The following is a 25,195-nucleotide window of genomic DNA, read 5'->3' as shown; positions in this document are numbered from 1 at the left end:
GATGTTCGTAACGTCCCAAGGTCCCATGCCGGCCACCGATATGGGCTTTCCCGATGTCTGCAAGACCCCCATGGGCCCCGCCGTGGTTCCCGTTCCCTATGCCTGCATCGGCCTGTCGACCACGTCCATTCCCAATCAGACCAAGCTGCTGCTTTCCGCCATGCCGGCGCATAATCTGGCCACCATCACGCCCATGACCAACGGCAATCAGCCCGGCGTTCTCCTCGGGGTGGTGTCCAACATGATCATGGGCCCGGCGCAGGCCTCCATGGGTTCCACCAATCTCATCATCTGCGGCACGCCGGCCACCAAGCTGACCTCGCCCACCAAGCAGAACGGCTCCTGCCCCAACGAGCCGGGCATCCGCATCAGTCCGTCCCAGGTCAAGCTGGCGTCGATGCGCTGATGCCGGTTGATCGCCTGTCCGTTCCTGTCATCGCCGCGGGGGATCCCCTATGCCGACCGACCTGATCATCTCGGTTTCGATCCCGGCCCTTGAGGAGCACGATAGCCGCTGCGAAACCTTCAAGGGCTTTGAAGAAATTTCCCAGCCCTATCGGTTCGAGGTTTCTTGGGTGTCGCCGCGCGATCTCGCCGGCCGGAGTGCTGCCGGCAAGCCGGCTTGGGTGACCGTGACCGCCAAGGGCAGTACGGCCACTTTCGCCGGGGTGGTGATGGAGTTCCGTGTCAATGACAAGCCGAACCAGAACGATTTCGCCTATTCGCTGGTGATTGCGCCGCGGCTGTCACTGCTGGATTTCAGTCAGCAGACCGAGGTTTTCGCGGCCGATAGCGCACTGGACGTGAAATCGCTGATCACAGGAATTCTCAATGGCACGCTGTCCCAGAACAGCACGACAGGTGGGCATGGGCAGCAACTTGATATTACAATATCTTCAACTATTGCTACGGAATATTCGCGTACAAATATAACAAAATACAACGAGTCGGATCTTAAATTCTTTTCGCGTGTGTGCGAGCATTATGGAATATTCTACTTTCTGACCACCGAAGAATCCGGCCAGACCCCGAAGGATGCCATCATGGTGGGGTCCGCAAACACTGATTTCCTGGCGCCGGCGGAGATCCGCTTCAAGGCGCGGCAAAGGGGCGGAATCGGCGGGCTCAGCGACGCCGTCGATGCGGTGTCCGTCACCTCCTTCTGCAGCGTGCAGCGCCCGCAGGTGAAGCAGGTGCGCCTGCGCGACTATAACGAGGCGACGCCGACCGTCGATCTCATCTCGGCTTCACCGGCCGTCGATGGCGTAGGCCAGATCGTGGCCTATGGCGACAACTTCCCCAATACGACGGAAGGCAACAGTCTCGTGACCATCCGCGCCCAGGAACTGGCCTGGCAGGCGGCGGTTTTCGAGGGTTCCAGCGATTTCCCCGGCATGCGCGCCGGCGCCACCTTCACCTTGACCGAACATCCGATAGACACGTTCAACACCACGTATATCGTGGTGTCCGTGACCCACGTTGCGGGCGCTCCGGCGCCGCTGGGCTTCACCGCGGGCGGGGAGGCGGCAGCCTATGGCAACAGTTTCGTGGCCATACGCAAGGATGTGCCTTTTCGACCACGGCGGGTGACGCCGCGACCTGTCATGTCCGGTGTCTTCAACGCGCTGGTCGATGCGGAAACCGACGACAAGCGGGCGCCCCTGGATGACAGCGGCCGCTATCGCGTGCGCTTCAGCTACAATGACGGCCAGAACCATACCATTCCCGGCAAGGCCAGCGCCGCTTTGCGGCAGCTCCAGCCCTATGCGGGCGCGTCCGCCAACAGCGTCGCAAGTGGATTGCACATGCCGCTGTTGAAGAACGCGGAGGTGCTGGTGGGCTACGTGAACGGCGACCCCGATCGCCCGGTGATCGTCGGCGCCGCTTATAACGGTGCCAATGCCGACCCTGTGGTGAAGGCCTCGCGCACCCTCAACCGGCTGCGTTCCACCGCCGGCACGCTGCTGGAAATGGAGGATGGCGCGAGTGACACGGGCACCCGCTTTCTGCGCATGGACGTGCCCAAGGTGGTGGGCGACAAGCCTCCCACGGGAAATTATCTGCGGCTCGGCTCGCAGGCGGGCGAGGATGAAAAGCCGGCGCAGTCCGGCCTGAGCTATTCCACCTCCACCGTGGGCGTCTCGGATTCGGACGCCTATGGCTCGACCCAAGGCGGGCTGGCCTATGCCGATTTCAAGACCGCGACCGCCAATACCGTGAACACGGTGACGGTGACCAGCACCACTCACGCCACGTCGGGCAATGGCATTCTGCTCTATAGCGAGCAGGATCTGGACGTGAACATCGTCGGCGCGGCGACCCTGAAATTCGGCGCCGGTCACGCCACGCAGACCACCAAGGGCGATTCCACCCATTCGGTGAAAGACGGCCAATATACGCTGAAGGCCACCAATGGAGTGAAGATCACCGGCGGCGACACCGGGTTGGCGGATGTGTCCATCACCGCCACCAATATGGTGAAGACGAAGTCCATGGGCGACACCACCTTCTTCACCTATGGCACCACGACGAAATATTCCATGGGGGAATCCTTCAGCATCTTCATGGGTTTCGAGCAGACGCTGAAAGCCTCGATCTCCCTGACCATCCAATTGTCGGCGGTGAGCACCATCACCCTGGGTGCCTCCACCTCCATGACTCTGGGGGCGAAGGCGGATGTGATCGTCGGCTTGTCGGCCAAATTCTGCATCGGCGCAGGAGACATGAAAATTACAACGAAAGACAGCAAGATTACAACGTCGGATATGAAAATAGCCAATATAGATTTCAAATATTGCGCTGTAATGGATGCTAAAATCGTGAATGTCGGCTTCGAAGACGTCAAAACAAAAGCGACGCATGTGTCGTGGAATCTTGAGCAGGCAGAGCTAGTTTTCAAACAAATGGATATAATTACGGAAAAAAAATCTTCCAAGATCAACTTTGTGACGCTGGAAGCCTACATGTGACATGTGGCGTGCTGGCCTTGGGGGATGCGATTGTGAGTGTTGCGCCATCCATTACAGATCCTGTGGGCGATGGGAGGGATCGGCCCGTCGCCCGGGAGACTTCGGCATCCGTGGCCGTGGTGCCCGCGCCGGCGGGCGTGCACGCGGCCCGCGTCCTGGGGCCGGGGGCCGATGGTCGGATCAGGGTGGTTTTCGGCGAGGTCGAGGATACGGCAATCCGCGCCTTCGGCTGTCTCGTGGAGCCGGTCGTGGGGGACCGGGTGCTGTTGGCCGAGGTGGAAGGCACGCGCTTCGTGCTCGCCGTGCTGGATCGCCTGCTGCCTGTTGCCGCGACCTTGTCGGCGCCAGGCGTGGAGCGGCTCACCGTTGCTGCCCCCCGGCTGGAACTTGCTGCCGGCGACACGCTGGCGCTGGCGGCGGCGCGGGACGTGACCATCGAGAGTCGCACCGTGGGCATCCGCGCCCACGCCGTCTTCCTTGTGGGGCGGCTTGTCACCCTCGTGGCCGATCATCTGCGCTCCACCGCCCGGCGGCGGGAGGTGGTGGCCGACCAGATCGCGGTGCAGGCGCAATCGCGGGTCGTCCTGGTGCGCGATATCGATGTGCTGGAGGCCGGCACCGTGACGCAGTCAGTGGCCGGCATCACCAGCACCACCGCAGGCACCGCCGTTCTGGTGGCCAAGGAGGATGTGCGCTTCGACGGCAAAAGGGTGACGGTGGGATGAGGAACATCGAGCCTGCCGGCGCCACCGCGCGCTATGCGCCCCATCTGGCTTCCCATCTGGCGGCTCATGTGGCTGCGGCGGGCCGGCTGATGTCCGCCGGGCGGTTCGAGGAGGCGGACATTCTGGTGGCGGACGTGCTCGCCGTTGCGCCCGAGCAGGTGGACGCGCTGTTGCTGCGCGCCACCGGTGCCATGGCCCGCGGGGCGCTGGAGCCGGGTTTCGAGCTTATGGCCGCGCTGGCCGGTCGCCACCCCGGCCGTGCCGATGTGATCGCCAATCTGGGCGCGGCTCACGCCGCGCTGGGGCGCTCGGAGGAGGCTTTCATTTGTCTGGAGCAGGCGGCCCAACTGGCGCCGGACGACGGGTTGCGGCGGGCGGAACTGGCCGCGCTGCTGCTGGCCCGCGACGAGCCGGTGAAAGCCCGCGCGGAAATCCTTGCCGTGCAGCGCTTGGCCGAGGCGGCGGACGATGTGCCGCTCGCCGCCGAGGGGTGGTCGCTGGCCGCGCGCCTTCTCATCCGCGAGGGCAAGGCCGCGATGGCCGAGGCGTCGCTGCGGCGGGCGCTGGAACTGCGCCCCGCGCACGCCCCGGACCTTGCCCTTCTGGCCGACCTGCTGGCCATGATGGCGCGCGCCGAGGAGGCCTTGGCGGTTGCCGAGCAGGCCTATCTCGCCGCGCCCGCCAATCCCGCCTACGCCGTCGCCCGCGCCGGATGCCTGATGGAGGTCGGGCGCCTTGGCGAGGCGGAAGCGGCGCTTCGGCGAGTGCTGGCCATCACGCCCCATGACATATCGGCGGCCGACGCCCTGGCGCGGGTTTCGATCCTTCAGGGGGATGCGGCGCGGGGACTGGCGGCGTTCGGACAGGTGGTGCGCCGTACAGAGGGCGCTCCGGGCGTTCTGCTGGCCATGGCGCGCCTGCTGCGGCTGAACGGCGATCTGGAGAAGGCGCTGGCCTTCACCGAGCAGGCGGTGCAGCAGGCTCCCGAGGCGCCGGAGGCTTCTCAGCTTTGCAATCACCTGCGGCTGGCGCTGGGGCGGATGGCGCAGGTCTGGCCGGAACGGGACGCCGCCGCGCCGCCGCTGCCGGATGTGACGGCGGTGGTCATCCCGGCGCATCTGACGGCGGGGGAGATCGTGCTGCTTGCCCGTTTTGCCGGCCGCCGGCCGGCTGATGGCGGGCCGATGCCCTGCCATTGCGAGCCCGCGCTGCTGCCGCTGCTGCAGGGCATGGTGGGAATTCGCGCTACCGCGGCCCCCGCGCCTGCCGATGCCGTGGCGCTATCGGCCCTTCCGGGCCTGCTGGGCGTCGGCCCGCGGGATCTGGCGCGCCCGCCCTATCTGGCGGTGGATGCGGCCCGCCATGCGCGATGGGGCGCCGCCATGGCCCACCTGCCGCGGCCCTGGATCGGCCTGGTGCCGGAGAACGGCGCGCTGGGGCTGCAGCTTGCGCCGCTGGCGGCCGCACTGGCGGGGCACGGCACCCTGATCTCGCTGGCTTTCGACGCGGCGCGGGCACAGGTGTCCGAATGTCCTGATGTCGTTGATGCGGGCGCGGATATGGCCGATGCCCGCGATCTCGCGGCAATCCTCTCTCATCTGGATCTGGTGGCAGGCCATCCGGGCCTCGCCCTGCACATGGCCGGGGCGATGGGCGCGGCGGCGGTGGCCCTGGTGCCGGCGGCGCTGCCCTGGGCCTTCGCCCATCGCGAGGGCGTGGCCCTGTGGTATCCGAGCGTCCGTGTGCTGCGGCAGACCCGGCCCGGCCAATGGGCGGACCCGCTGCGGGCGCTGGCGGCGATCGCCAGCCGTCTTACCCGCCGCGACGCCGGCCCGCTTGGCGCGTCCATCGAGGAGAACTGATCCCGTGATCTGGCAGCCGTTGAAGGACGATCCGGACGTGGTGGAGGTGCAGCTTTCCGCGGCGGTGTGCTTGCTGGTGGCTGCGTATCCCGCCGGCGGGCCCGAGCGGCCCGCCTGGCAGTCATTCGCGTTGCCCGATGGACGGACCTTGCAACTGCGTCTGGCCGCCCGGCCGCAGATCCGCACCACATTCGGTCCGCGCGCGGTCATCACCTATGAGGTGAGCGGGCAGGCGGTGATCGGCTCGGAAGGCTTTATGTGCCGAGGCGAGGCGATCCTGGATCTGAAGACGCGGGCACTGCTCGATGTCCAGTGCCGGCTCTCGCCAATTGGCGCCTTGGAGGCGGTGTGAAACGCGGATCACGCCGTCGTCATGTGCGCAGAAGTCGGGGAAATCCCTGTCACTGCGCGAAAACCTGCGCAGTGACCGTTAGATAATGACGTTCGCATAGCCAATATTTGCAACGCCGGAATGGGGTTAAGTCGTTGCTTAAATGGAATATTTATCTTCATGACGGCGTCGTGAAATAAAACTGGCGTCAGTCTTGCGGTAAGGGCAGCACCGGCGACTGGCCGGGACCCGAGACCGAGGGCATTATGCCGACACCCGCTTACATCAGCATCACCGGCGAGAAGCAGGGCCTTATCACCAAGGGCGCCTTCACCGCCGACAGCGTGGGCAATTCCTATCAGGAAGGCCACGAGGATGAGAGCATCGTCCAGGGCTTCATGAGCAATGTGATGATTCCCCGCGATCCGCAGTCGGGTCAGCCGACCGGCGGGCGCGTGCACCAGCCGGCGACCTTCACCAAGTATCAGGACAAGGCTTCGCCGCTGCTGTGGCAGGCGTTGGCTACCGGTGAAGTTCTGACCACGGTTGAACTGTTCTTCTGGCGCACGTCCAAGACCGGGCAGCAGGAAAAATACTTCACCATCAAATGGCAAGACGCCGTGCTGGTGGACGGCAAGGCCATGATCCCCAACTGCCTGCTGCCGGAGAACGCCCAGCTCCAGCACATGGAAGACTGGTCCTTCACCTATCGCCAGGTGACATGGACGCACGAGAAGGCCGGCACCTCCGGTTCCGACGACTGGCGCAAGCCGGCCACCTGATCGCCGTCCACGGTTCCTTATCCTCTCCTGGGGACGGGGGCGCACGCGCGCCCTCGGCCTTCGGCACGGCCAGGGGCAATGGCGGCCGGGAGTGCGGTAGTATAATGCATGACTGTCATTTCCAGGTCATCGAACCTGTCTTCCATGCGCTCGGGCTGGTGGGATCGCGGCGCCGTGCCATGCATTTGGATGGACCGAGCCCGCGTCGTCTCACAGCCCCTTGATTGGCCATTCGTCGATGCTCGCCTCTTGTGACGGGACGTCGCGGTCGCGTGCGGGGGAAATGTTGCCATGTTGTCGCTGGATCTCAAGCCGCTTCTGGACCGCCTGTCGCCCTATACCAAGCGCGCCTTGGAGATGGCGGCGGGCCTTGCGGTGGGGCGCGGCAATTATGATGTGACCGTCGAGCATTTCCTTCTCGCCATGGTGGATGACACCGACCGCGATCTGGGCCTGGCCCTGCGCCACTACGCCGTCGAGACCGCCAGCCTGAAGCGCCAGCTGCAGCGCGCGGTTGAGGAGATGAAGGTTGGGAATCCGGGCCGTCCCGTGTTCGCGCCGGTGCTCATCGAGATTCTCACCGATGCGTGGCTGCTGGCTTCGGTGGAGCTGGGGCAAAGCGCGACCCGCTCCGGCGCGGTGTTGCTGGCGGTGCTGGCCAATGGCAACCGGTTCGGTCTTACCGAATGGTGGGAGACCCTTCGGCAGGTATCGAGCGCCCGGTTCAAGGCAGAGTTTCACGGGCTTCTCGCCACGTCCGTCGAGAGCGACGCCGCGGCGGTTTCCAGCGGCCCGGCGGGCGGGCGCCCCGCGGGCCACGGCCAGCGCAATCCCGACAGTGTTCTGGCCCGCTTCGCCACCGATTTCACCGCTCAGGCGCGGGCCGGCAAGATCGACCCGGTATTCTGCCGGGATCGCGAGATCCAGCAGATGATTGATATTCTGGGTCGTCGTCGGAAGAACAATCCCATTTGCGTCGGCGAGCCGGGCGTGGGCAAGACGGCCGTCGTCGAGGGCCTTGCCCTCAAGATCGCCCAGGGGGACGTGCCGGAATTTCTTCGGCAGGTGGAACTGGTGGGCATTGATCTGGGGATGCTCCAGGCCGGCGCGGGGATGAAGGGCGAGTTCGAGAACCGGCTCAAGGGAATCATCGAAGAGGTGAAGGCCTCGCCCACGCCCATCATCCTGTTCGTCGACGAGGCCCACATGATGGTGGGGGCGGGCGGCGCGGCGGGCGGCGGAGACGCGGCCAATCTGCTCAAGCCGGCGCTGGCGCGCGGAGAACTGCGCACGATCGCCGCGACGACATGGAGTGAATACAAGAAGTATTTCGAAAAGGATTCCGCGCTGGAGCGGCGCTTCCAGGTGGTGAAGCTGGATGAGCCGAGCCCGGCGGAAGCCACCACCATTCTGCGCGGCCTGCGACCGATCTACGAGCGCAGCCACAATGTCTATGTGCGCGATGACGCCGTGGTGGCGGCAAGCCAACTGGCCGCCCGCTACATTTCCGGCCGCCAGCTGCCGGACAAGGCGGTGGATGTGCTCGACACGGCCTGCGCCCGGGTCAAGCTGGGCCTGAGCAATCGCCCCCATGCCCTCGACAGCCGGGAGCGGCGCATCGCCATGCTGGAGCGCGAACTCTCCGCGCTGACCCGCGACCAGGACACATTGGGCGGCGGTGACCGCCCCCGCGCTCGGGAGATTGCCGAGGAAGTGGCGCAACTGCGCACCGAGATCGCCGCGGTGGAGGAGCGTTGGGGGAGGGAGAAGGGGCTGGTGGACCGGATCCTTGCCTTGCGTCAGCAAATCAACGCTCTGGCCGATCCCGAAACGGCCACGGACGCGCCCACTGCGCATGTCGTCGCCGAAGCGGCGCCGATGCCGGCCGACAATCTCGCCGCGGAGGGGAGCACCGCCGCTGTGGTGCGGGCCGAACTCGCCCGCGTGGTGGCCGAACTGGCGGCGATCCAGGGCCGAAACGGTCTGCTGCACTACGAAGTGACCCCGGATGCGGTGGGGCAGGTGATCTCCGACTGGACCGGCATTCCCACCGGCAACATGGTGCGCGACGAGGCCCGTTCCATCCTGGCTCTGGCCGGCGATCTTGAGCGCCGGATCCGCGGACAGGATCAGGCGATCGCCGCCATCGACGAGGGCATGCGCGCCGCGAAGGCGGGCCTCAACAGTCCGACCCAACCCATGGGCGTGTTTCTGTTCGTCGGCCCCTCCGGCGTGGGCAAGACCGAGCTGGCAACGGCGGTGGCGGACCTGCTGTTCGGTGGCGAGCGCTTCCTGATTTCGATCAACATGTCGGAATTCCAGGAGAAGCACACCGTCTCCAAGCTGGTGGGTTCGCCCCCCGGCTATGTCGGCTTCGGCGAGGGCGGCATCCTGACCGAGGCGGTGCGCCAGCGGCCCTATAGCGTGGTGCTGCTGGACGAAGTGGAGAAGGCCGATCCGGAGGTGATGAACCTGTTCTATCAGGTGTTCGACAAGGGTGTTCTGTCCGATGGCGAGGGTCGGGTGGTGGACTTCAGGAACACAATCGTCATCCTCACCAGCAACCTGGCGACCGACACGCTGACCCGCATGGGCCAGATGACGCCGCGCCCCGGCACCGATGCCCTGGTGGAGGCGATCCGCCCGCAATTGTCGCGGCACTTCAAGCCAGCGCTGCTGGCGCGCATGCAGATCGTGCCGTTCTATCCGCTGCTGGGCGATATTCTCGGCGAGATCGTGCGCCTCAAGCTGGACAAGGTGGGCCGCAGGCTTCGCGACAGCCAGAAGATGGCCTTTGTCTATTCCGACGCGGTGGTGGAGCAGATCGTTGCCCGCTGCACCGATGTGGAGACCGGAGCGCGCAACATTGACCATATCGTCAACAAGACGCTGTTGCCGGACATCGCCACCGAAATCCTGCAGGGAATGGGCATGGGGATGGGCACGGGCCGCGAGCCGCAGGCCAGCGCCATACATGTGGACACCAATGCGGAGGGGCGCTTCCTCTATCGCCGGGAGGATGCCGCTGCCCGCACCGGGGCGCCGGGTGTCGGGCTGGATGCCTGAGCGGTGTCGGAGCCCGAAAACGTGCCCAAGTCGCTGATATCGCCGCTGATATCGCCGCCGGATCTCTTCGTGCGCGACCCGTTGGGAGTCATCGAGGAACTGATCGAGCTTACGACCGCTTTGTCGACGGAACGGCGGCTGGAGAGCGTGATCAGTGCCGTGGTCAGTTCCGCACGCCGCCTCACTCACGCGGATGGCGGCCGGGTGCTGGTGCTCGACCGAACGGGGCGCGAGCTTTATTGCATCGTGGGCCAGAATGATGGCGCCCCCGATGCCGCCGGGCTGGTTCAGCCGGTGGCGCTCTATCGCGCCGGCGGGGGCTTCCACATGGAAGATCCGAGCGCCTATGCGGCGGTCACCGGACGCATGGTGAACCTTGCCGATGTGCGCGCCTATAGCGGCTTCGACTTCGCCGAACTCTACCGGCGCGAGGCGCGGGGATCCTTCCGCACCCGCTCGTTCCTGGTGCTGCCCTTGCGCAGCCTGGAGGGGGTGACGTTGGGCGTGCTCCAGCTCACCAACACCCGCCTTGAGGCGGGCGGCGCGCCCGTGGCGCTGACACCTCCATTCGAGCGCATCGTGCGCGCGTTTGCCGCCCATGCGGCGGTGGCCATCTCAAACGCGCGGCTGTTCGAGGAGAACCGCCAGCTCATTCGCCAGCTGGATCGAGCCAATGCCGACCTGGCCCTGGAGAATTCGCGGTTGCGCAGCGGGATTGGCGCGGGGAAGGGAGTGATTGGCGAGAGCCCGGCTTTCCAGTCCGCGGTCGCCCTGCTGCGCCGCGCCGCTCCCGCCGATGTGCCGGTTCTGCTGCTGGGTGAAACCGGAACCGGCAAGGAGGTGTTCGCCAAGCTTCTGCACAGCCTGGGGCCACGCAAGGGCAAGGCGCTGGTGGTGCAGAATTGCGCGGCGCTACCGGAGAACCTGCTGGAAAGCGAGTTGTTCGGCTATCGCAAGGGGGCGTTTTCCGGGGCTCATATGGACAAGAAGGGCCTTGTCCACGAAGCGCATGGCGGCACGCTGTTCCTGGACGAGATCGGCGACATGCCGCTGGGCCTGCAGGCCAAGATCCTGCGCCTGCTGGGTCAGGGCGAGGCGCGCCGGGTGGGCGACACCCGCACCGAGAATGTGGACGTGCGCATCGTCGCCGCGACCAATGCGGACCTGCCGGCCAAGATCGCCTCCGGACAGTTTCGTGAGGATCTCTATTACCGGCTCAGCGTCTTCCCCATCACCCTGCCGGCCCTGCGGGAGCGCCCGTCCGACATTCCCGCGCTGATCGAGCATTTTCTCGGGCGGGCGTGCGAGGCCATCGGCCGCGCGCCTCCCGCGCTCAGCCCCGGGGTGCTGGATGTGTTGATGAAATGGCGCTTCCCCGGCAATGTGCGCGAACTGAAGAACATCCTCGAGCGCGCCATTTTGCTGTGTGACGGAGGACGCCTGGAACTGGGCCATCTGCCGCCGGAACTACGGAGTGACCCGGCGATACCGGCCCCGGTTCCGCCGGCCCATCCGCAGGCGGGCGGGGGATTGCGCACCATGGTGCAATGCTATGAGGCGGCGTTGATCGAGGTGCAGCTGCGCGAGAGCGGCTGGAACCAGAGCCGGGCGGCGGGCCTGCTGAAAATCTCGCGGCGCAGTCTGGTGGACAAGGTCCAGCGCTACGCCATCCGCCAGCCCGAGCGGGCGTGAGGACGGGGGTCGACCATTTCCGCACGTTCTCCTTCGGGGCCCAGCATCCCGGCTTCATTCGATGGGGCGCTGACGACGTTTCTTGCCGGGCACTGTCCGTTCGAGAAGCTTGTGCTGGATCTGCGCGCTCTCGTGCGGGCGCGTGAGGATGGCCTGGCCCAACTCTCCAGGCATTTGCAGAGCTTCATCGATGCGGGGCGCCTGCCCTATGATCTGGCGGTGCTGGTCTATCGGGACGTCGCGAAGGACCGGGCCGGCGAAACCGCCCCGGCCGAAACCGCCCCGAATGACGGTGTCGAGACCGATGATGCCGCGGCGGAGGCGGGCCAGCCGGAGCCGGGGGCCCGTGCGGCCGGAGGCGACGCGCCTGCCGCGGACACCGACGAGGAACTGCGGCGCAAGGTCGATTCCGTGGTGCTCCAGGCGCTTGTGGGGCAATACAGGGACCGCCGGCAGGCCGATGCTGGCCGTGCCCCGACGCCGCAGCGCCATCTCGATGCGGCGCTGGCCGCCTTTCGCGGCGTGCGCACCCGCCATGATGCCCGCAAGGCGGCTTCGGGCGAGGCCCGAGCCTATCCCGTGGCGGAGGCATCGCCGGAGCGCAACATGATCGGGCATATGCTGCGCGACCGCTTCGTTCTCGACAAGGAGTTGGGCCGCGGCGGCATGGGCGTGGTGTATCGCGCGGTTGATCGGCGGCGGCTGGAGGCGCAGGCGCGGCGTCCCTATGTGGCGCTGAAATTGCTGGCGGGCGATTTTCGCACCCATCCCGACGCCCTCCGTGCCATGGAGGCGGAGGCCCGCCGCACCCAGGATCTGCCGCATCCCAATATCGTGGCCGTGCACGATTTCGATCGCGACGGCGACCATGTGTTCATGGTGATGGAACTGTTGGAAGGGCGCTCCCTGGATGTGGCGCTGAAGGATCCGAATCCGGGTTTCGTGGGAAGTCCGGCCGCCCATCGGGCCGTGGGGGAATTGTGCGCCGGCCTGGCCCTGGCCCATGCGCGCGGCGTGGTGCATGCCGACCTGAAACCCGCAAATCTGTTCCTGTGCATCGACGGTACCCTGAAGATTCTGGATTTCGGCATTTCCTGTGCCGCGCGGGACGATGGCGGCTTCGATGGTTCGCGGCTGGATGCCATGACCCCGGTTTACGCCAGCCCGGAACGTCTGCGTGGTGCGCGGCGGGACCCGCGTGACGACGTCTATGCCCTGGGATGCCTCATCCACCTGATGATGACCGGGCATCATCCGTTCGGCCGGGCCACGGCGCTGGACGCTCTGGCCAAGGGGATGGCGCCCGCGCCGCTGCCCCTGCTGCGCCCGCAGGAGCAGGCGGCGGTGCGCGACGCGCTAGCCTTCGCCCCCGAAGACCGGCTGGCCGATGCGCAGGCATTCCTGCGCGCGTCGAACTGGCAGTCCGGTTCGCTGCCCTGACGCGCTTTCATCACGCGCTCCGGTACCCACCTTGCTCGCAAAGGCTCGGGAAGCGAGCGATCCGGCGGCGTCAGCCTTCCAACTGGTCGACCACCTGCCGCAGGCCGTTCACATAGGCGCAGTCGGGCATCTGGGCGCTGAGCACGCCGGCGCTGCCCAGGCGTACCAGATCCTCGGTGAGGGGCAGCACTGCCGCTACGGGCGAGCGATAGGCCACCGAGATCTGTTCTGCCAGCGCCTTGGCATCGAACGAGGCCAGCGCCTTGTTCACCACCAACAGCAATTGCGGCACCTCCAGCCGGCGGGCCAGTTCCAGGGTTACCGCGGTGCCCTGATAATCCTGGTGGTCGGGGCGAAGCACGAGCAGCAGGCAATCGGAAATGGCGATGGACAGCAGGGTTTCGTCATTGACGCCGGGATGGGTGTCGATCAGCAGATAATCCAGCCGCAGGCGCTCGCAGAGCGCGTGAAAGCCCTCGTTCAACAGGTCGACTTCATAACCCTCCTTCAGCACCCGCGCGATTTCGCCCGCTCGCATCGAGGAGGGTACCAGCAGCACCTTCCCGCTGCCGGCCCGCGAAGGGTCGCGCAGGGCGGCATTGGTAACATCCACGGCGGCGTCCTCCACCGCGCAGCGACCCCAGAGATAATCATTGAGGGTGAAGCGTATGGCGGACGGATCGAGACCGAACAGCACATGGATGCCCGGCGAGTGGATGTCCGTATCCACCACCGCCACCCGATGGCCCCGCTCTGCAAGCAGAGCCGCGACATTGGCGGTGATGTTGGATTTTCCGGTGCCGCCCCGGTAGGAATGGGTGGATACGATGCGCGTCATCATGGACCGTCCTGTGGTTCGCCGTTCGGGTTCTTGCCATCGGCGGTCGGGCCACTCTCGGGCGAGCCGTCCGGTGGGGCGCCGGCGCCTCTGACGCGGGCGCGCATGGACCGGGCGCGCTTCTGCAGATCCTGGAAATAATCGGTCTCGATGATCTCGCCCACCTCGCGTTTGAAGCGCTGGCGGTCGATCTCGATGGTCAGCGTCTGCACCTTCCGGGCCAGCGTTACATTCTCGCGGGCCAGTTGCCGGTTGGCGTCTTCCAGTTGCCGATGGGCCTCGCGCAACTCCTCGATGAGGCCGGTAAGGCGAAATTCGCGCGCTTCCACCTGCACCAGCATACTGCCGAAGGATTCCGCGAGTTCGCGGATGGTCTGAGATGCCGTGGGATCGACGGTCAAGGCAAACAGATCATCCGTATTGCCGTAATTGCCGCGGGCGATCTCGTGACATACCTTGTCCAGCCGGGACAAGGTCTCCGACAGTCGTGGACCGTTCGCCTTCACGCCGGGTGTGCCGGGCGAGGAATCTGTCGGCTCTCCTGACACCCGATCAGCCTCCCGTCCGCATCACGTCCAGCAACGCGCGCGGACCGAAACGCGGTGCGAGGAAGCGGGTCATGAAGGCGTCCACGCTGGCCGGTCGGGCCGCGGGGTCGAAGTCCATCAAGGCCCGCAAGGCCCGCCAGCGATGCAGGGCCAGGCCCGGCGGCCGCAGGGGTTGCAGGCCCATCTTCCGGGCCTCTTCGGCGTTGCGCCGCTGGAATGGATGCGCTCCGCACAGCACCATGTAGATCAGCAGGCCGAAGGCAAAAAGATCGCATCCGGGAGTGGGCGCGGCCCCCGCCAGACGTTCCGGCGAGGCGAAGGAAGGCGTTAATCCGCCCACAAAATCGAGATAGCGGATTGTGGCGTCCGGCTGGTGGGCATCGCCGCCGCCGGTGCTCTGGGCGAGGCCGAAGTCCAGCACCTTCACCGTTCCGTCGCCGCCGATGAAGACATTTCCCGGCTTTAGATCGGTATGGATGACGCCATTTCGATGGGCGTGGCCCAGCGCCGCCGCGACGCCCTCGACGACCCGGCGCGCCTGCGGCCAGTCCAGGCCCTTGCCGGCGCCTTCCGGCAGGACGGTCGCCAGCGTGCGGCCGGTGAGCAGTTCCATGACCAGGAAATGGGTGTCGTCCTGATGGTCGCTGTCGAACACCCGGACGATATTGGGATGCACCAGACGCTGCATGCGCTGGGCTTCGCGGTGGATCAGTTCGTGCGCGGCATGGTCATAGGGCGGTGGCATGCTGGCCACCTTCACCGCCACATGGGGTTGCGAGGCGCGTCCGCGCAGGCGAATGTGATCCACCGCGTGATAGACCGTGCTCATGCCGCCGCGACCGATCACCTGGATCAGTTCATAGCGGTCCTTGAGGCGGGCGCCTAGATAATGGGGCAGCAGCGACGGCGTCGCCGCATCGCGGGAGACGCGGCCCGGCACGTGGTGCGGCGGGACCGCCCGGCTCACGGCAGATCCTCGCCGGCCGGGATGCGGACGGTCACGGCGGTGACATCGTCGCGCGAGCCTCGGGTCACGGCTTCGGTGACGATCCGGTCGGCCATGCCGGCCATGGGGCCGCGCAGGAGCTGCGTGAGACGGGCGTCATCGAGAACATTGCTGACCCCATCCGTGCACAGCAGCAGCACGTCCCCGGGGGCAATGTCCACCACGCAGCAATCGATCTCCACCTCGCGGCTGGGGCCGATGGCGCGGGTGATGACGTTGCGGGGGTGGATGCCGCCATGTTGCGCGCACAGGGAATGGTCGTGCGTCAGCTGATGAAGTTCGCCGCCGCGGCGCAGATAGGCCCGGGAATCTCCCGCCCACAGGCAGACGCCTGCCGTCTCACCCACCAGCAGCAGGACGATGGTCGAGCCCAGGTTGACGGGCGGCCGCCGTCCAAGGCCCTCCTCGAACAATGCGTCGTTCACGTGGTGCAAGGCGTCCTCGGCCTCGCGCACCCGGGTTTCCAGCGAAGCGCCGGGCGTGACCACGCGTGCGACAACCTCGACAATGGCCCGGCTGGCAACCGCGCCCTCCACCAGCCCGCCAATGCCGTCCGCCACCGCGAAGAGCGCCTGCTCGGCCATCACGGCAAACGAGTCCTCGTTCATTTGCCGCGAGACGCCGGCGCGGCTGGCGGAGGAGACATCGAGCTGCCAAGGCAGGATCGGCCGGGTCGGCGCGCCGGTCATCGCGGAGCCTCCCGCGCAAGGGGCTGCGCCGGCAAATCGTCGGTCCACGCGCCATCCATCATGCGCATATAGGTGTCCACGCCGGGTAGGCCCTGCACCAGCACATTGGCGGGGGGAAAGTCGCCCCAGCCTTCGTGCCACCAGCATGTCAGACCGGCGGGACGATTGGCCTGTTCGCGCAGAACGCCCGTCAGGAGGTCGCTGGCGGCGCACCCCACCGAGCGATGGCGGCGCCCGGTGAGGATCCAGAGCCGGTTGCCCTGCCGTACATTCCCGCGCACCTGCCGCCACACGGAATGGCGCTCCGGCAGCGCGGCGAGGTGCAGGGTAGCCAGATATTCGGCCGCGACATCCACGGGCATATCGCCCTCGATCAGGTCCAGGGCCATGGTCTCGAGAGTGCCGGCAAGGCGGTGCGTCTCCTCGTGGAGGTCGAGAAGCCCGCAGGAGCGGGAGAAGGGAACCGCGAGAGTGAGCGGAAAGGCGCGCCCGAAGCTGTCCACGGAGGAGATCAGCACCCCCACCCAGCCGCAGGGGCCGGCCACCCCCGGATCCAGCGCGAAATGCCAGGGCGGACTCGTGAGGTAGCGCTGGATCCACATCTCGCGCGAGAGCGTGCCGTCGCCGCCGATCACGCTGGCGATCCAGCGTTCCCAGGGGGTTACGAAGCCAAGCGGCAGGTGGCGACGGATGAAGTCGTCGGTGGTGGGGATCTTCCCGAAGAGTCCGCCTCCGCGCCGGTTCGGGGAGCTCATAGGTCGTCCGGACAGCGGAAGCTGGCGAGGGCGCCGAGATTGAACGGACTGTTCACGCTGCCCGAGCGCAGATCATAGGTGACGCTGGCGCCGTCGGGTCCGTTGACCGTAAAGGACTGGCGTTCCGAGCGTCCGCGCGGTGACGAGGCGCTGATGAAGCGGAACAGCGCCCAGGGACCGGAGCGCTGCACTTTGGTATCAGCGCCGGCCACAGGGCTGAGGGTCACCGATACCGTGCTGGCATCGCTGCGCGTGGGCCAATCCAGGTCATAGCTGCGCGGGGCTTCGTGGCGATAGACGATGTCGCTGCCATCGACCGACAAGGTTGCCCGCAGCACATTGGGTGAGAGGAAGGTCGGTCTGACGCTGAATTTCACCAGCAGGGTCGGTCCCTTGTTGGGGAAGAAGGCGTCCCGGATCTGACGGGCGCGGCTGAATTGCGACAGCGCCGCCTGACTCACCGGCACCCGCGACCCGTCCACCGTCACCGGAACATAGGTGCCACGCTGATCCACAACGAAGCCGGCCATGTATTGGGTGAAGAACGTATCGAGCACCCCGCCGGGCCGAAAGAAATCGGTGAAATCGGTAAGCGTCACCTCGTCCTTGGCATCCGCGTAGATCGGATAGCGCCGCGCGATGGAACTTTCGCAGACCGGCAACACGTCCTGCTTCCAGGCCTGGTTCACATTCTGGTAGGCGAGCGACAGCAGTGTGGCCCAGGCACTGTCACCCACCACCTGGAGAATGGTGCGCACCGGCTCCGGCCGAAGCGCGGAATCGGCCCTGAGGGCTGCGAAGGCGTCGTTCCTCTGGTCCTTGATCCGGTTGGCGACGATCTGGAAAGCGGCCACCGACGGCTGCGGCGCGTTGGCGACGCCGGACATCACGCCATATACGTTGCTCAGCAGATCGCGGATGCGGCCAAGCGCCGGCAACTGGCCGGCAGCGCCGGGCGATGCCAGCTGGATCAGGGGGATGAACGGCTGGGTAATGGTCTTGCCCGGCCATGGGCCTTCGCCCAGAGCGGCGCTGGTGGCGGCATTGGTCACGGCTCCGCCGGCCTTGCTGGCGGCCACTGTCAGCGGCGAGACCTGGGGCGGGGCGGAGCCGGGCGGCGGCGGCACGTTGGTCTCCTGCCCCGGTGGCGGCAGATCGGTGTTCTCGCGCACGCTCGCCACCAGCGCATCCACCGGGGACTGCGGGCCCGCCAGGTTCTGCAGCACCGCCATGGCCCGCGGCATGTCGTTGAACCGCACGGGCGTGATGCGCGCGAGGGCGCTCTGCCAGGTGGCCACATAGTCCTTCACATAGCGATCGGCGATCTGACGGGCGAGGGCCTGAGCCTGCGGCTGGCTGCCGCCACCGGCGACCCAATCCGACCCCAGCTCTTCACTTACCAGAATGGGCAATTGCACCAGGAAGTAGTTGTAGAAGCCAGGGCGGGTGAAAAGGCCGGGAATGACCAGACCGCCATTGGCCTGCGCGTCCCGGGTGCCGGTCAGGCTGCGCGCGCCCACAACCTGCCCAAGATCAAGGCTGGCGAGGGCCGGGTTCTGGTACCCTTCGCGCAGCAGCCGGGCATAGACCTGATCCACCTGCGGCACCTTGGCGAGCTTCGTGCGGGCGCTGCTGATCAGGGCCAGGTTCAACGGATAGGGCTTTGGCATCAGCGCCATCAGCGCCGCCAGATGATCCGCCATCTGGCTTTGCTTGGCGGTATCCAGCGGAAAGCTCAGCACGGCTTCGGTCTTCGCCACCTGGCTCATGGTGGCGCGGTCGAAACGGGCCGGCTCGCCCAGCATCAGATAGTTGCGCAGCGCGGTGCGCAGATCTTCGAGCGCAGCCGGCGTCCCCAGCCGCTGGTCCTGGTCGATGCGGTTTTCCAGCCGATTGGCCAGACTGGGCAGCAGTCGTGTGACCAGCAGGCGATCATAGGCCGAGCTGGAGGCCGAGCTGAGGCGCGGCACCGCGGAGAGGCCGAGGCTTTCGGAATTGATCCAGCTGTCGCGCTTGCCGGCAATGTCCTCCAGGGCGCTCGCGGCATTCAATGTCGGCAGAAGATCATTGAAGCTGGCATTTGGCGGCAGGCCCTGCAGCTGGCGCTCCAGATCGTCGAGCGCAATCCGGGTCTCGCCGATCCGAATCTCGCTCCGAGCCGCGCCGAAGATCCAGGCGGATGCGAGAGCGAGGGTGAACCCGGCCGTTGCCACATAGGCCAGCCCGCGCACCATGGACAGGCGCCGCTCCAGCTGGCGGTTGACGCCCACCAGGCCCTGCTCCTCGAACACCACGTCGGTCAGGACCCGGTTGATGAAGAAGGCCTTGCCCTTGCCGCTGAAAGCCGTCTGGCGGGTGCCGGCCAGCCCGAAATTGCGGCTCATGGAGCCCAGAAGGCGGTCCATGGGGGTGCCTTCCTGAGTGCCGCTGGTGAAATAGACACCGCGCAGGATCGGACGCATCTCGAATCGGCTGGCCTTGAACACGTCGGCGATGAAAGTGTTCAGGGGATCGCGCAGGCTGGCGAATTCCTTCGGGAAGGTGAAAATGCGACACCGCCGGGCAATGCTGCGCTCCTGGTGCAGTTGCCGCATCAGCCGGCCTTCCAGACGCTCCACCAGTCCCAGGAAGCGGCGGTCGAAACCCGCTCCGGGCTCGGCGGTGGCATCGTCCAGCGCGAAGGTGGTGCCCCAGGCCTGGGCCCGGCCGGTGTCGTCCAGTTCCTCGAAATACTCGCTGAAGCCGCTCACCAGGTCGCATTTGGTGAACAGCACGTAGACCGGCACCGGCATGCCGAAGAAGCGCATCAGTTCCTGGAGCCGCTTCTTGAGGGCCTCCACATGCTTCCTGCGGGTGGCCTCGTCCCCCGACACCATGTCGGCAAGGCTGATGGCGATGATCACGCCGTTGATGGGCCGGCGGGCGCGGTGGGTGCGCAACAGTTCCAGAAAGCCGCGCCAGGTGGCCTTGTCGACCTCGCTGTTGATATCCTGCGTGGTATAGCGCCCGGCCGTGTCGATAAGCACCGCCTCGTCGGTGAACCACCAGTCGCAATAGCGGGTGCCGCCGATCCCGGCGACCGGGTCGTCACCGACACGTTCGGCCAGCGGGAAGGTGAGGCCGGAATTCTTCAGGATCGTTGTCTTGCCGGCGCCGGGTGGTCCGATGACCACGTACCACGGCAACTGGATCATGTAGTTGCGCCCGGACTCCTTGCCGATCGCGGTGTCCTTCAAAACCCGCATCGTGCTTTCGAAGCGCTCGCGGATCAGCTCGATCTCATCGGATGACTTGTCGGTGGCAAGCGTTGCCAGGCCGTCGGAATCCAGCAGATTGCGGATCGCCAGCGCATTGGCCCGTCGGGCCAGAAAAATGCGCAGGACCGTGGCGGCAAACACGACCACAAACAGCGCCGCGATGGCGCCGATGCGCGCGCCGACACTGGCGAGGGGTGCCACGCCCGCGATGCTCACCGATGGCCCGACAAACCAGATCAGGATGGCAACGCACTGCATGCCGAGCAAAATCAGCAGGTTTCGAACCCGCAGCAATTCGGTAATGGCGGCGTTGAGCATTGGCGTTCCTCAGATCCTCGGCACGCCGATACGTTCGAACCGCTGTTCAATGGGCTTGAGCCCCTGGTCCAGGCGGAAGGCGAACAGTCCGTAAATTCCCAGAAGGAGCGCTCCGGCCACGGCGAATAGCACCCAGAGCGGCAACGCCGCGCGCAGTTTGCGGCGCACGGACACGCCCTGCCACTGTGGGGAGAGATCCTCCGGCAATGCCTTCACATGGCTGCGCCAGAGCCGCCCCAACTCGTCGCGCAGTTCCTCCAGCTGGTACTGGCCGCCCTCCATGACCCGGTACTTGCCCTCGAAGCCGAACGCGAGGCACAGGTCGATCAGCTTCAGGAGAGCGAGGCGTTGCGGCGGGTTGGCGCGCACACGATCCAGAATGGCGAACACCTTCTCCCCGCCCCAGGTCTCGCCGTGGAACTGGTTGAGCAGGCTGTGAGTGCTCCAGTTGCTGGCGGCGCCCCACGGGGTTGTCATCACCGTTTCGTCCAGCAGCGAACACAGAACGTAGCGAGCGGCGCTGACATCGGAAACGCGGGCGCCGAGCTTTATGGCGCGCTCGTCGAACTTCTTGATCTGGGCCACCGTCTCGGTTCGCAGAGCGGTCACATCCGCATAGTCCACCGACTGCCGCAACTGCGCGGCCAGGGCCAGAAGCGGCGTGGCTGCGGCGGCAATCAGTTCCTCGGGCCGGCTGGCATCGGCCGATAGCGGCAGTTCCGCCAGCAGCCCGGGCACAGGCTGTGGAGAGGAGGGGGCGGAGTTGGATGGTGCGGGCCGCAGTGGCATGGCGGGGTCGACGGGCAGAATTGGCGCGGTCGCGCGCGCGCCATCCGGAACCGCGCCGTTGCGCCCCACCGCTACCGGCCGGTGGCCGATGACGGTGGGTTCATCGTCGCCCGTGTTGGAGGCCTGGTTCACGGCTGCACCGCCCGGATGGCCCAGAATTCCAGGTGCAGGTCCGGATAGTCACCGCTCACATGGAAGGCGAAGGCTGCCGAGCGCGCAAGACTGCGCCACAGTTCCACGCTCTGGTCCATCTCGAAATAGACCGCACCCTGGAGATAGGGCAGTTCTCGCGGCGCCACCGGCAGCGAGCGCAAGGGGATGCCGGGCAGCTGAAGGTTCACCAGATCGCGGATCTGCTCGACAGACCCCACCTTGGTGGTAGCCGGCAGCTGGGTGCGCAGGGTCTCATGGGGAATGCCGGCACTGGCGACCAGGATGAAGCGCCCGCCCGAGAAGATGGTGCGGTCCATGATGGTGGCCGTGCGGATGCCATAGCCGCGTTCCTGGAGGGGCAGGGGCACGACATTGCGTTCGATGACCACATTCAGGGCCTGACGCAGCGCCGCAAGCAGCGGCTCCAGGCAGGTTTCCAGATCGTCATGGAGGTAAGCCGGCAGATGCGGCACCCGGCGGTGGTGGGAATCGAACGCGGAGAGGTCGCCCACCAGCCGCACCATTTCGCGGAAGAGCACCTCCGGATGGCAGCCGGGCAGATGGGCCAGATGATGCAGAACCGCATCGGTGCCGTTCATGATCCGAAGCACCAGTACATCCAGCAGCCCGGCGCTGTCGGATGTCATGCGGCTGGGGTCGGCACGCTCAGCCAGGGCCTCGGCCCGAATATGGACTAGGCCATGGACTTCATTCAGCACCTGCACCAGCCGGGCGGAGGCCTGATAGTCGAGGCAGGGGGGGATATGGGAGGGGGAGAGCACCACCGCGCCGGACGGCTCCACCTCGGCGATGCGCGCGACCGGCAGGACGATAAGGTCGTCCTGTGGTTCGCCCTCAAGCAGCAAGCCGACATTCAGTCGTCCGACGCGGATGTTCACCGGCTCGCGGTCCGGCGCGCTGGTGTCGCGGACGGCGTGTTCCACGGCGCGCATGCGGCGCTGGGCGGCGCCGGGCTCCACTATTTCCGCGCCGTCGCGGGCGCGGGCGGGAACGGCGATGAACACCCGCGCCTCCTTCAGGCCGGGCGGCACGCGGCGCGGCGGGGGCGGGGGCATCTGGCCGGGAATATCCAACGTGGTTCCGTCCGGCAGCACCGCCAGACAGCGCGCGACAGCGAACTGCCCGAGCCGTAGCAGCTCCTCGTCGATCTCCAGCCGGCACAGCCCCCAGCCGAACGGCACCAGGGCGCGCACGCGCGCCTCCAGCGTGTGCTCCTGCCAGCGGTCATGCTGCTGGAAGTGCTGCGGCTTGATGAACATGCCTTCCGTCCAGAGGGGTTTGCTGGTCAGCGACATGGGGTCGGGGGCTCCGGTCGATACGGGTCGGCGGATCGGATGATCACAGGCCAAACCAGCCCTTGCCGCGCGTGGCATTCAGCTCCACGCTCACCGACAGGCTGGTCACCGTGACCAGGAAGTAGTTGGTCTTTCCAGGCACCACCGCGACGCTGGCGCGCCACTGGGCGGCGTTCAGGTCGCGGAAGCCGGCGATCACGCCCAGATACTTCACCTCGCCGGTGATATCGTGGTTCACATCCTTCGAGGTGCCGGGGAGGATCTCCACTTCCTGCTTCGACAGCAATTCCGGGCCGATCGCCGTGACATCGTTGTCCAGAAGGTCGAAGAAACTCGCATTCATGAAGTTTGTTTGCGCCCTGAGATCATACAACTTGATGACGATAGGCGAGGGGGTGCCGTCCTGGTTCGGATTGACGTTGGCATCCGCCCGGATGGTTATGACCGTGGGTGTGACGACCGGAGGCGGCGGGTTGGGTGTCGCGCAGCTGCCAAGGCAAAGCGCCAGCGGCAATGCCAGCAGATACCCAAGCGTGGCGCGGCGGGCGTTCGGCTCCACAGCCTTTGGGGTGGGGCCGTGCATTTCAGGTGTCCCTCCGGTGCAGGTCTTGACTGTGACGGGCATATGCGCGGGCCAGTTCTTCTCCCGTCACCTCGGGGCCGACCACATCGAGCGAATCGACGAGGCGTTCGTGCATCGCGAGGTAACGATCCCACAGTCGAGCCTTGTCCAGCTTGCGGGAGAACAGGCCGGGATTGCGCGCCGCCTCTTCTTCCAGCTCGAACGTGATGGCCGCGGGGCTGATACGCTGAACCAGCCGCGCGATCGTGGCTTGCATGGCGTCCATCGTCGCCATCTCATGCGCCTTGACGTCGTCGAACCCGGCGCGTGCGGCATCGTCGGCAGCAAGGAAGCCGGGCGGTCGCTTGATCAGCACTTTGTCCAGCGCCTCGCGGCCGGAGGCGCAGAACTTGAATGGATTGTTCTCCGCCGGCCGGAGCTGGGTCTGGTCGAGGTGGAAGCCATCCTTGATCAGCCGCCGCGCCTCCAGCACCGAGACGAGGCCATCCGCCATTTCGCGCAACAGACCGGCGACATCGGCAAACATGACGGCGCGCGCTTGCGGGGACAGGCTCGGCCCGTCCAGGCCAAGCAGTGTCCAGAGCGGCTCCGCCGGATCGCTGCCAGCGGCCGATCCACCCGGCGGCAGTGGCGTCTCGGGTGGAGAGGGGCGCGGCGCGGGGGGGATGTCCTGGGGGACGTCACGGGGGATGGTCGCGTATGCATCGCCCAGGGCCAGGGCGTCGGGCCGACGCTCGTCGGCGTCGGGTACGGTCTGGCCCGCCACACCGCTGCGGGCGGCGGCCCGCTGCCTCAGCAACGACACCGGATCCGCCGCCGCGAGCCCTGCCTCCGGTGGGTTGCGCGTGGACACGCCGCGAGAGATGGCGAGCGGTGTCCCGGAGGGGGGCGCCTCTGGCGGCGGATCGCCCGCGGGCGCATCCGAGGGCTGCAGCAATTGAGGGAACAGGGTCGAAAGCTCATCGAGAAAGTTTGGCGGAATCCCGCCGTCAGGGGCTTCACCTTCGGCTGCAGCCGAGGCAAAGGCCGGGGCCGGAATGGCGGGTGCAAGCCTCTGCGCCGGCAACGGGGCTGGGAAATGGCCGGATGCCTGCGGCGGAAAGGCCGGCGGGGCGGCGGGTGCAGCGGGGATCGGCGAGGGGGTGGCGCTCGCCCCTCCCGCGGCCGCGCGGGCCGGTAGACCCGATACCGGCCCCGGGGCGGCATCGGACCGAATGACGGGTGTCGCCCCGGCGAAGGGCTGTGCCGGAAGTGGGGGCGCCGAGGGCAATCCGCGCGGGATCGAGTCCTGGACCGGAGAGAGCGATGGAGCGGGGCGGCTGCGGCTATCCAGCAGGTCGCGCCATTCGGAGGTGCTGTCGCCCGATCGACCCGCCAAGCCCAGCTCCGCGAACGGATTGTCGCCTTCCGGCGCGCCCTCGGCACCATCCAGCGCATCCAGGGGATCCATCGGCCTTGGCGCGCCGGGTGCGCGATAGGTCACGGCCGGTCGCGCGGCAGGGGCTTGCCACAGGGGATCCAGACGCGGTGATGCGGGCGGCAATTCAGCCAGCCCGGCATCGCTACTCGAACGCGGGCCGGCCTCTGCCCGAAGCACCTCCACCTGGAGGACATAAACGCCCATGTAGAGTGTGTCGCCAGTTACCAGTACGGCGCTGTTGCCACGGCCCAAAGGCGCATCGGTGGTGTTCAGGTAAACCCCGTTGGTGCTCAGATCCACCACCACGAAGCCGTGGCCATTGAAGCGGATCTCGGCGTGCCGGGCGGACACCGTATGGGTGGAATCCGGAAGGCGCCAGTCACAGGTCGCAGATCGACCGATGAAGCCTCCGGCCTCATCGAAATCCCGGGAGGCATGCGCACCAAGGCTCTGCCGTTGTTCGCTGGAGACCGTCAGCCGCGCTCGCAAGAACATCCTCCCGTCACGGCTCCCGCAGGTCCCCGGCGCGCAAGCGACACGGCCGGCATTGTCCTCCGCCCCCGAATGGATCGGGAATATATGTGGATGGGGCCTGACCACATTCGCGCCAGGATCGTTGCCGCCGATCCTGCCTGCGCCCCGCCTCTCGCAGCGGA

General features: G+C 66.6%; 19 protein-coding genes. 9 read left to right on the top strand and 10 right to left on the bottom strand.

Annotated elements, in window-relative coordinates:
- The first annotated feature begins 1 nt into the window (after window position 1).
- The 9 genes from QOZ99_RS01730 to QOZ99_RS01690 all read left to right on the top strand — a co-directional run bounded on the left by QOZ99_RS01730 (window position 2) and on the right by QOZ99_RS01690 (window position 12,867).
- Window positions 2-406, top strand: coding sequence for a DUF4150 domain-containing protein (locus tag QOZ99_RS01730; protein WP_306888152.1), 405 nt, complete (start codon window positions 2-4; stop codon window positions 404-406).
- Between the two features lie 49 nt (window positions 407-455).
- Window positions 456-2,969 carry a type VI secretion system Vgr family protein gene (locus QOZ99_RS01725; protein ID WP_306888151.1) on the top strand — a complete coding sequence of 838 codons (2,514 nt, stop codon included), beginning with the start codon at window positions 456-458 and terminating at the stop codon, window positions 2,967-2,969.
- Between the two features lie 110 nt (window positions 2,970-3,079).
- A complete protein-coding gene (locus QOZ99_RS01720) occupies window positions 3,080-3,694 on the top strand; it encodes a DUF3540 domain-containing protein (protein ID WP_306888150.1) in 615 nt (204 codons plus the stop codon).
- Entirely contained in the window at window positions 3,691-5,556 is a 1,866-nt protein-coding gene (locus QOZ99_RS01715; protein WP_306888149.1) for a tetratricopeptide repeat protein, read from the top strand. The genes QOZ99_RS01720 and QOZ99_RS01715 overlap by 4 nt, the downstream gene beginning before the upstream one ends.
- 4 nt (window positions 5,557-5,560) lie before the next feature.
- Window positions 5,561-5,908, top strand: a complete 348-nt coding sequence (locus QOZ99_RS01710; RefSeq protein WP_306888148.1) for a hypothetical protein — start codon at window positions 5,561-5,563, stop codon at window positions 5,906-5,908.
- A gap of 245 nt (window positions 5,909-6,153) precedes the next feature.
- A complete protein-coding gene (locus tag QOZ99_RS01705) occupies window positions 6,154-6,669 on the top strand; it encodes an Hcp family type VI secretion system effector (protein ID WP_306888147.1) in 516 nt (171 codons plus the stop codon).
- Between the two features lie 291 nt (window positions 6,670-6,960).
- Window positions 6,961-9,735: a type VI secretion system ATPase TssH gene (tssH, locus tag QOZ99_RS01700; protein ID WP_306888146.1), complete on the top strand. Its 2,775-nt coding sequence runs from the start codon at window positions 6,961-6,963 to the stop codon at window positions 9,733-9,735.
- A gap of 3 nt (window positions 9,736-9,738) precedes the next feature.
- On the top strand, window positions 9,739-11,427 hold the full coding sequence (locus QOZ99_RS01695) for a sigma-54-dependent Fis family transcriptional regulator (protein ID WP_306888145.1): 1,689 nt from the start codon (window positions 9,739-9,741) through the stop codon (window positions 11,425-11,427).
- A 111-nt stretch (window positions 11,428-11,538) separates the two neighbouring features.
- Window positions 11,539-12,867 carry a serine/threonine-protein kinase gene (locus QOZ99_RS01690; protein ID WP_306888144.1) on the top strand — a complete coding sequence of 443 codons (1,329 nt, stop codon included), beginning with the start codon at window positions 11,539-11,541 and terminating at the stop codon, window positions 12,865-12,867.
- Between the two features lie 70 nt (window positions 12,868-12,937).
- On the opposite strand, the gene QOZ99_RS01685 is transcribed toward QOZ99_RS01690, so the two are convergent.
- The 10 genes from QOZ99_RS01685 to tagH all read right to left on the bottom strand — a co-directional run bounded on the left by QOZ99_RS01685 (window position 12,938) and on the right by tagH (window position 25,034).
- Window positions 12,938-13,708 carry a MinD/ParA family ATP-binding protein gene (locus QOZ99_RS01685; protein ID WP_306888143.1) on the bottom strand — a complete coding sequence of 257 codons (771 nt, stop codon included), beginning with the start codon at window positions 13,706-13,708 and terminating at the stop codon, window positions 12,938-12,940.
- The gene (locus QOZ99_RS01680; protein WP_306888142.1) at window positions 13,705-14,178 is read right to left on the bottom strand and encodes a hypothetical protein; all 474 of its coding nucleotides are present in this window, start codon (window positions 14,176-14,178) and stop codon (window positions 13,705-13,707) included. The genes QOZ99_RS01685 and QOZ99_RS01680 overlap by 4 nt, the downstream gene beginning before the upstream one ends.
- A gap of 79 nt (window positions 14,179-14,257) precedes the next feature.
- Complete coding sequence (locus tag QOZ99_RS01675) at window positions 14,258-15,220, bottom strand: serine/threonine-protein kinase (protein ID WP_306888141.1); 963 nt, start codon at window positions 15,218-15,220, stop codon at window positions 14,258-14,260.
- Complete coding sequence (locus QOZ99_RS01670) at window positions 15,217-15,948, bottom strand: PP2C family protein-serine/threonine phosphatase (RefSeq protein WP_306888140.1); 732 nt, start codon at window positions 15,946-15,948, stop codon at window positions 15,217-15,219. Before QOZ99_RS01670 ends, QOZ99_RS01675 begins: the two co-directional genes overlap by 4 nt.
- Window positions 15,945-16,703, bottom strand: coding sequence for a type VI secretion system-associated protein TagF (gene tagF, locus QOZ99_RS01665; protein WP_306888139.1), 759 nt, complete (start codon window positions 16,701-16,703; stop codon window positions 15,945-15,947). Before tagF ends, QOZ99_RS01670 begins: the two co-directional genes overlap by 4 nt.
- Window positions 16,700-20,278 (bottom strand): type VI secretion system membrane subunit TssM, encoded by a 3,579-nt coding sequence (gene tssM, locus QOZ99_RS01660; RefSeq protein WP_306888138.1) that lies wholly within the window; start codon window positions 20,276-20,278, stop codon window positions 16,700-16,702. Before tssM ends, tagF begins: the two co-directional genes overlap by 4 nt.
- Window positions 20,279-20,287: 9 nt before the next feature.
- The gene (gene icmH, locus QOZ99_RS01655) at window positions 20,288-21,199 is read right to left on the bottom strand and encodes a type IVB secretion system protein IcmH/DotU (protein WP_306888137.1); all 912 of its coding nucleotides are present in this window, start codon (window positions 21,197-21,199) and stop codon (window positions 20,288-20,290) included.
- Window positions 21,196-22,536, bottom strand: coding sequence for a type VI secretion system baseplate subunit TssK (tssK, locus tag QOZ99_RS01650; RefSeq protein WP_306888136.1), 1,341 nt, complete (start codon window positions 22,534-22,536; stop codon window positions 21,196-21,198). Before tssK ends, icmH begins: the two co-directional genes overlap by 4 nt.
- Window positions 22,537-22,579: 43 nt before the next feature.
- Window positions 22,580-23,119 carry a type VI secretion system lipoprotein TssJ gene (gene tssJ, locus QOZ99_RS01645; RefSeq protein WP_306888135.1) on the bottom strand — a complete coding sequence of 180 codons (540 nt, stop codon included), beginning with the start codon at window positions 23,117-23,119 and terminating at the stop codon, window positions 22,580-22,582.
- A 1-nt stretch (window position 23,120) separates the two neighbouring features.
- Complete coding sequence (tagH, locus tag QOZ99_RS01640; RefSeq protein ID WP_306888134.1) at window positions 23,121-25,034, bottom strand: type VI secretion system-associated FHA domain protein TagH; 1,914 nt, start codon at window positions 25,032-25,034, stop codon at window positions 23,121-23,123.
- Window positions 25,035-25,195 lie beyond the last annotated feature (161 nt).

It is taken from the genome of Ancylobacter amanitiformis, assembly GCF_030814815.1.
Lineage (GTDB): Bacteria > Pseudomonadota > Alphaproteobacteria > Rhizobiales > Xanthobacteraceae > Ancylobacter > Ancylobacter amanitiformis.
The sequence above is the reverse complement of the archived record's forward strand: the minus strand, read 5'-3'. Positions and strand labels throughout refer to the sequence as shown.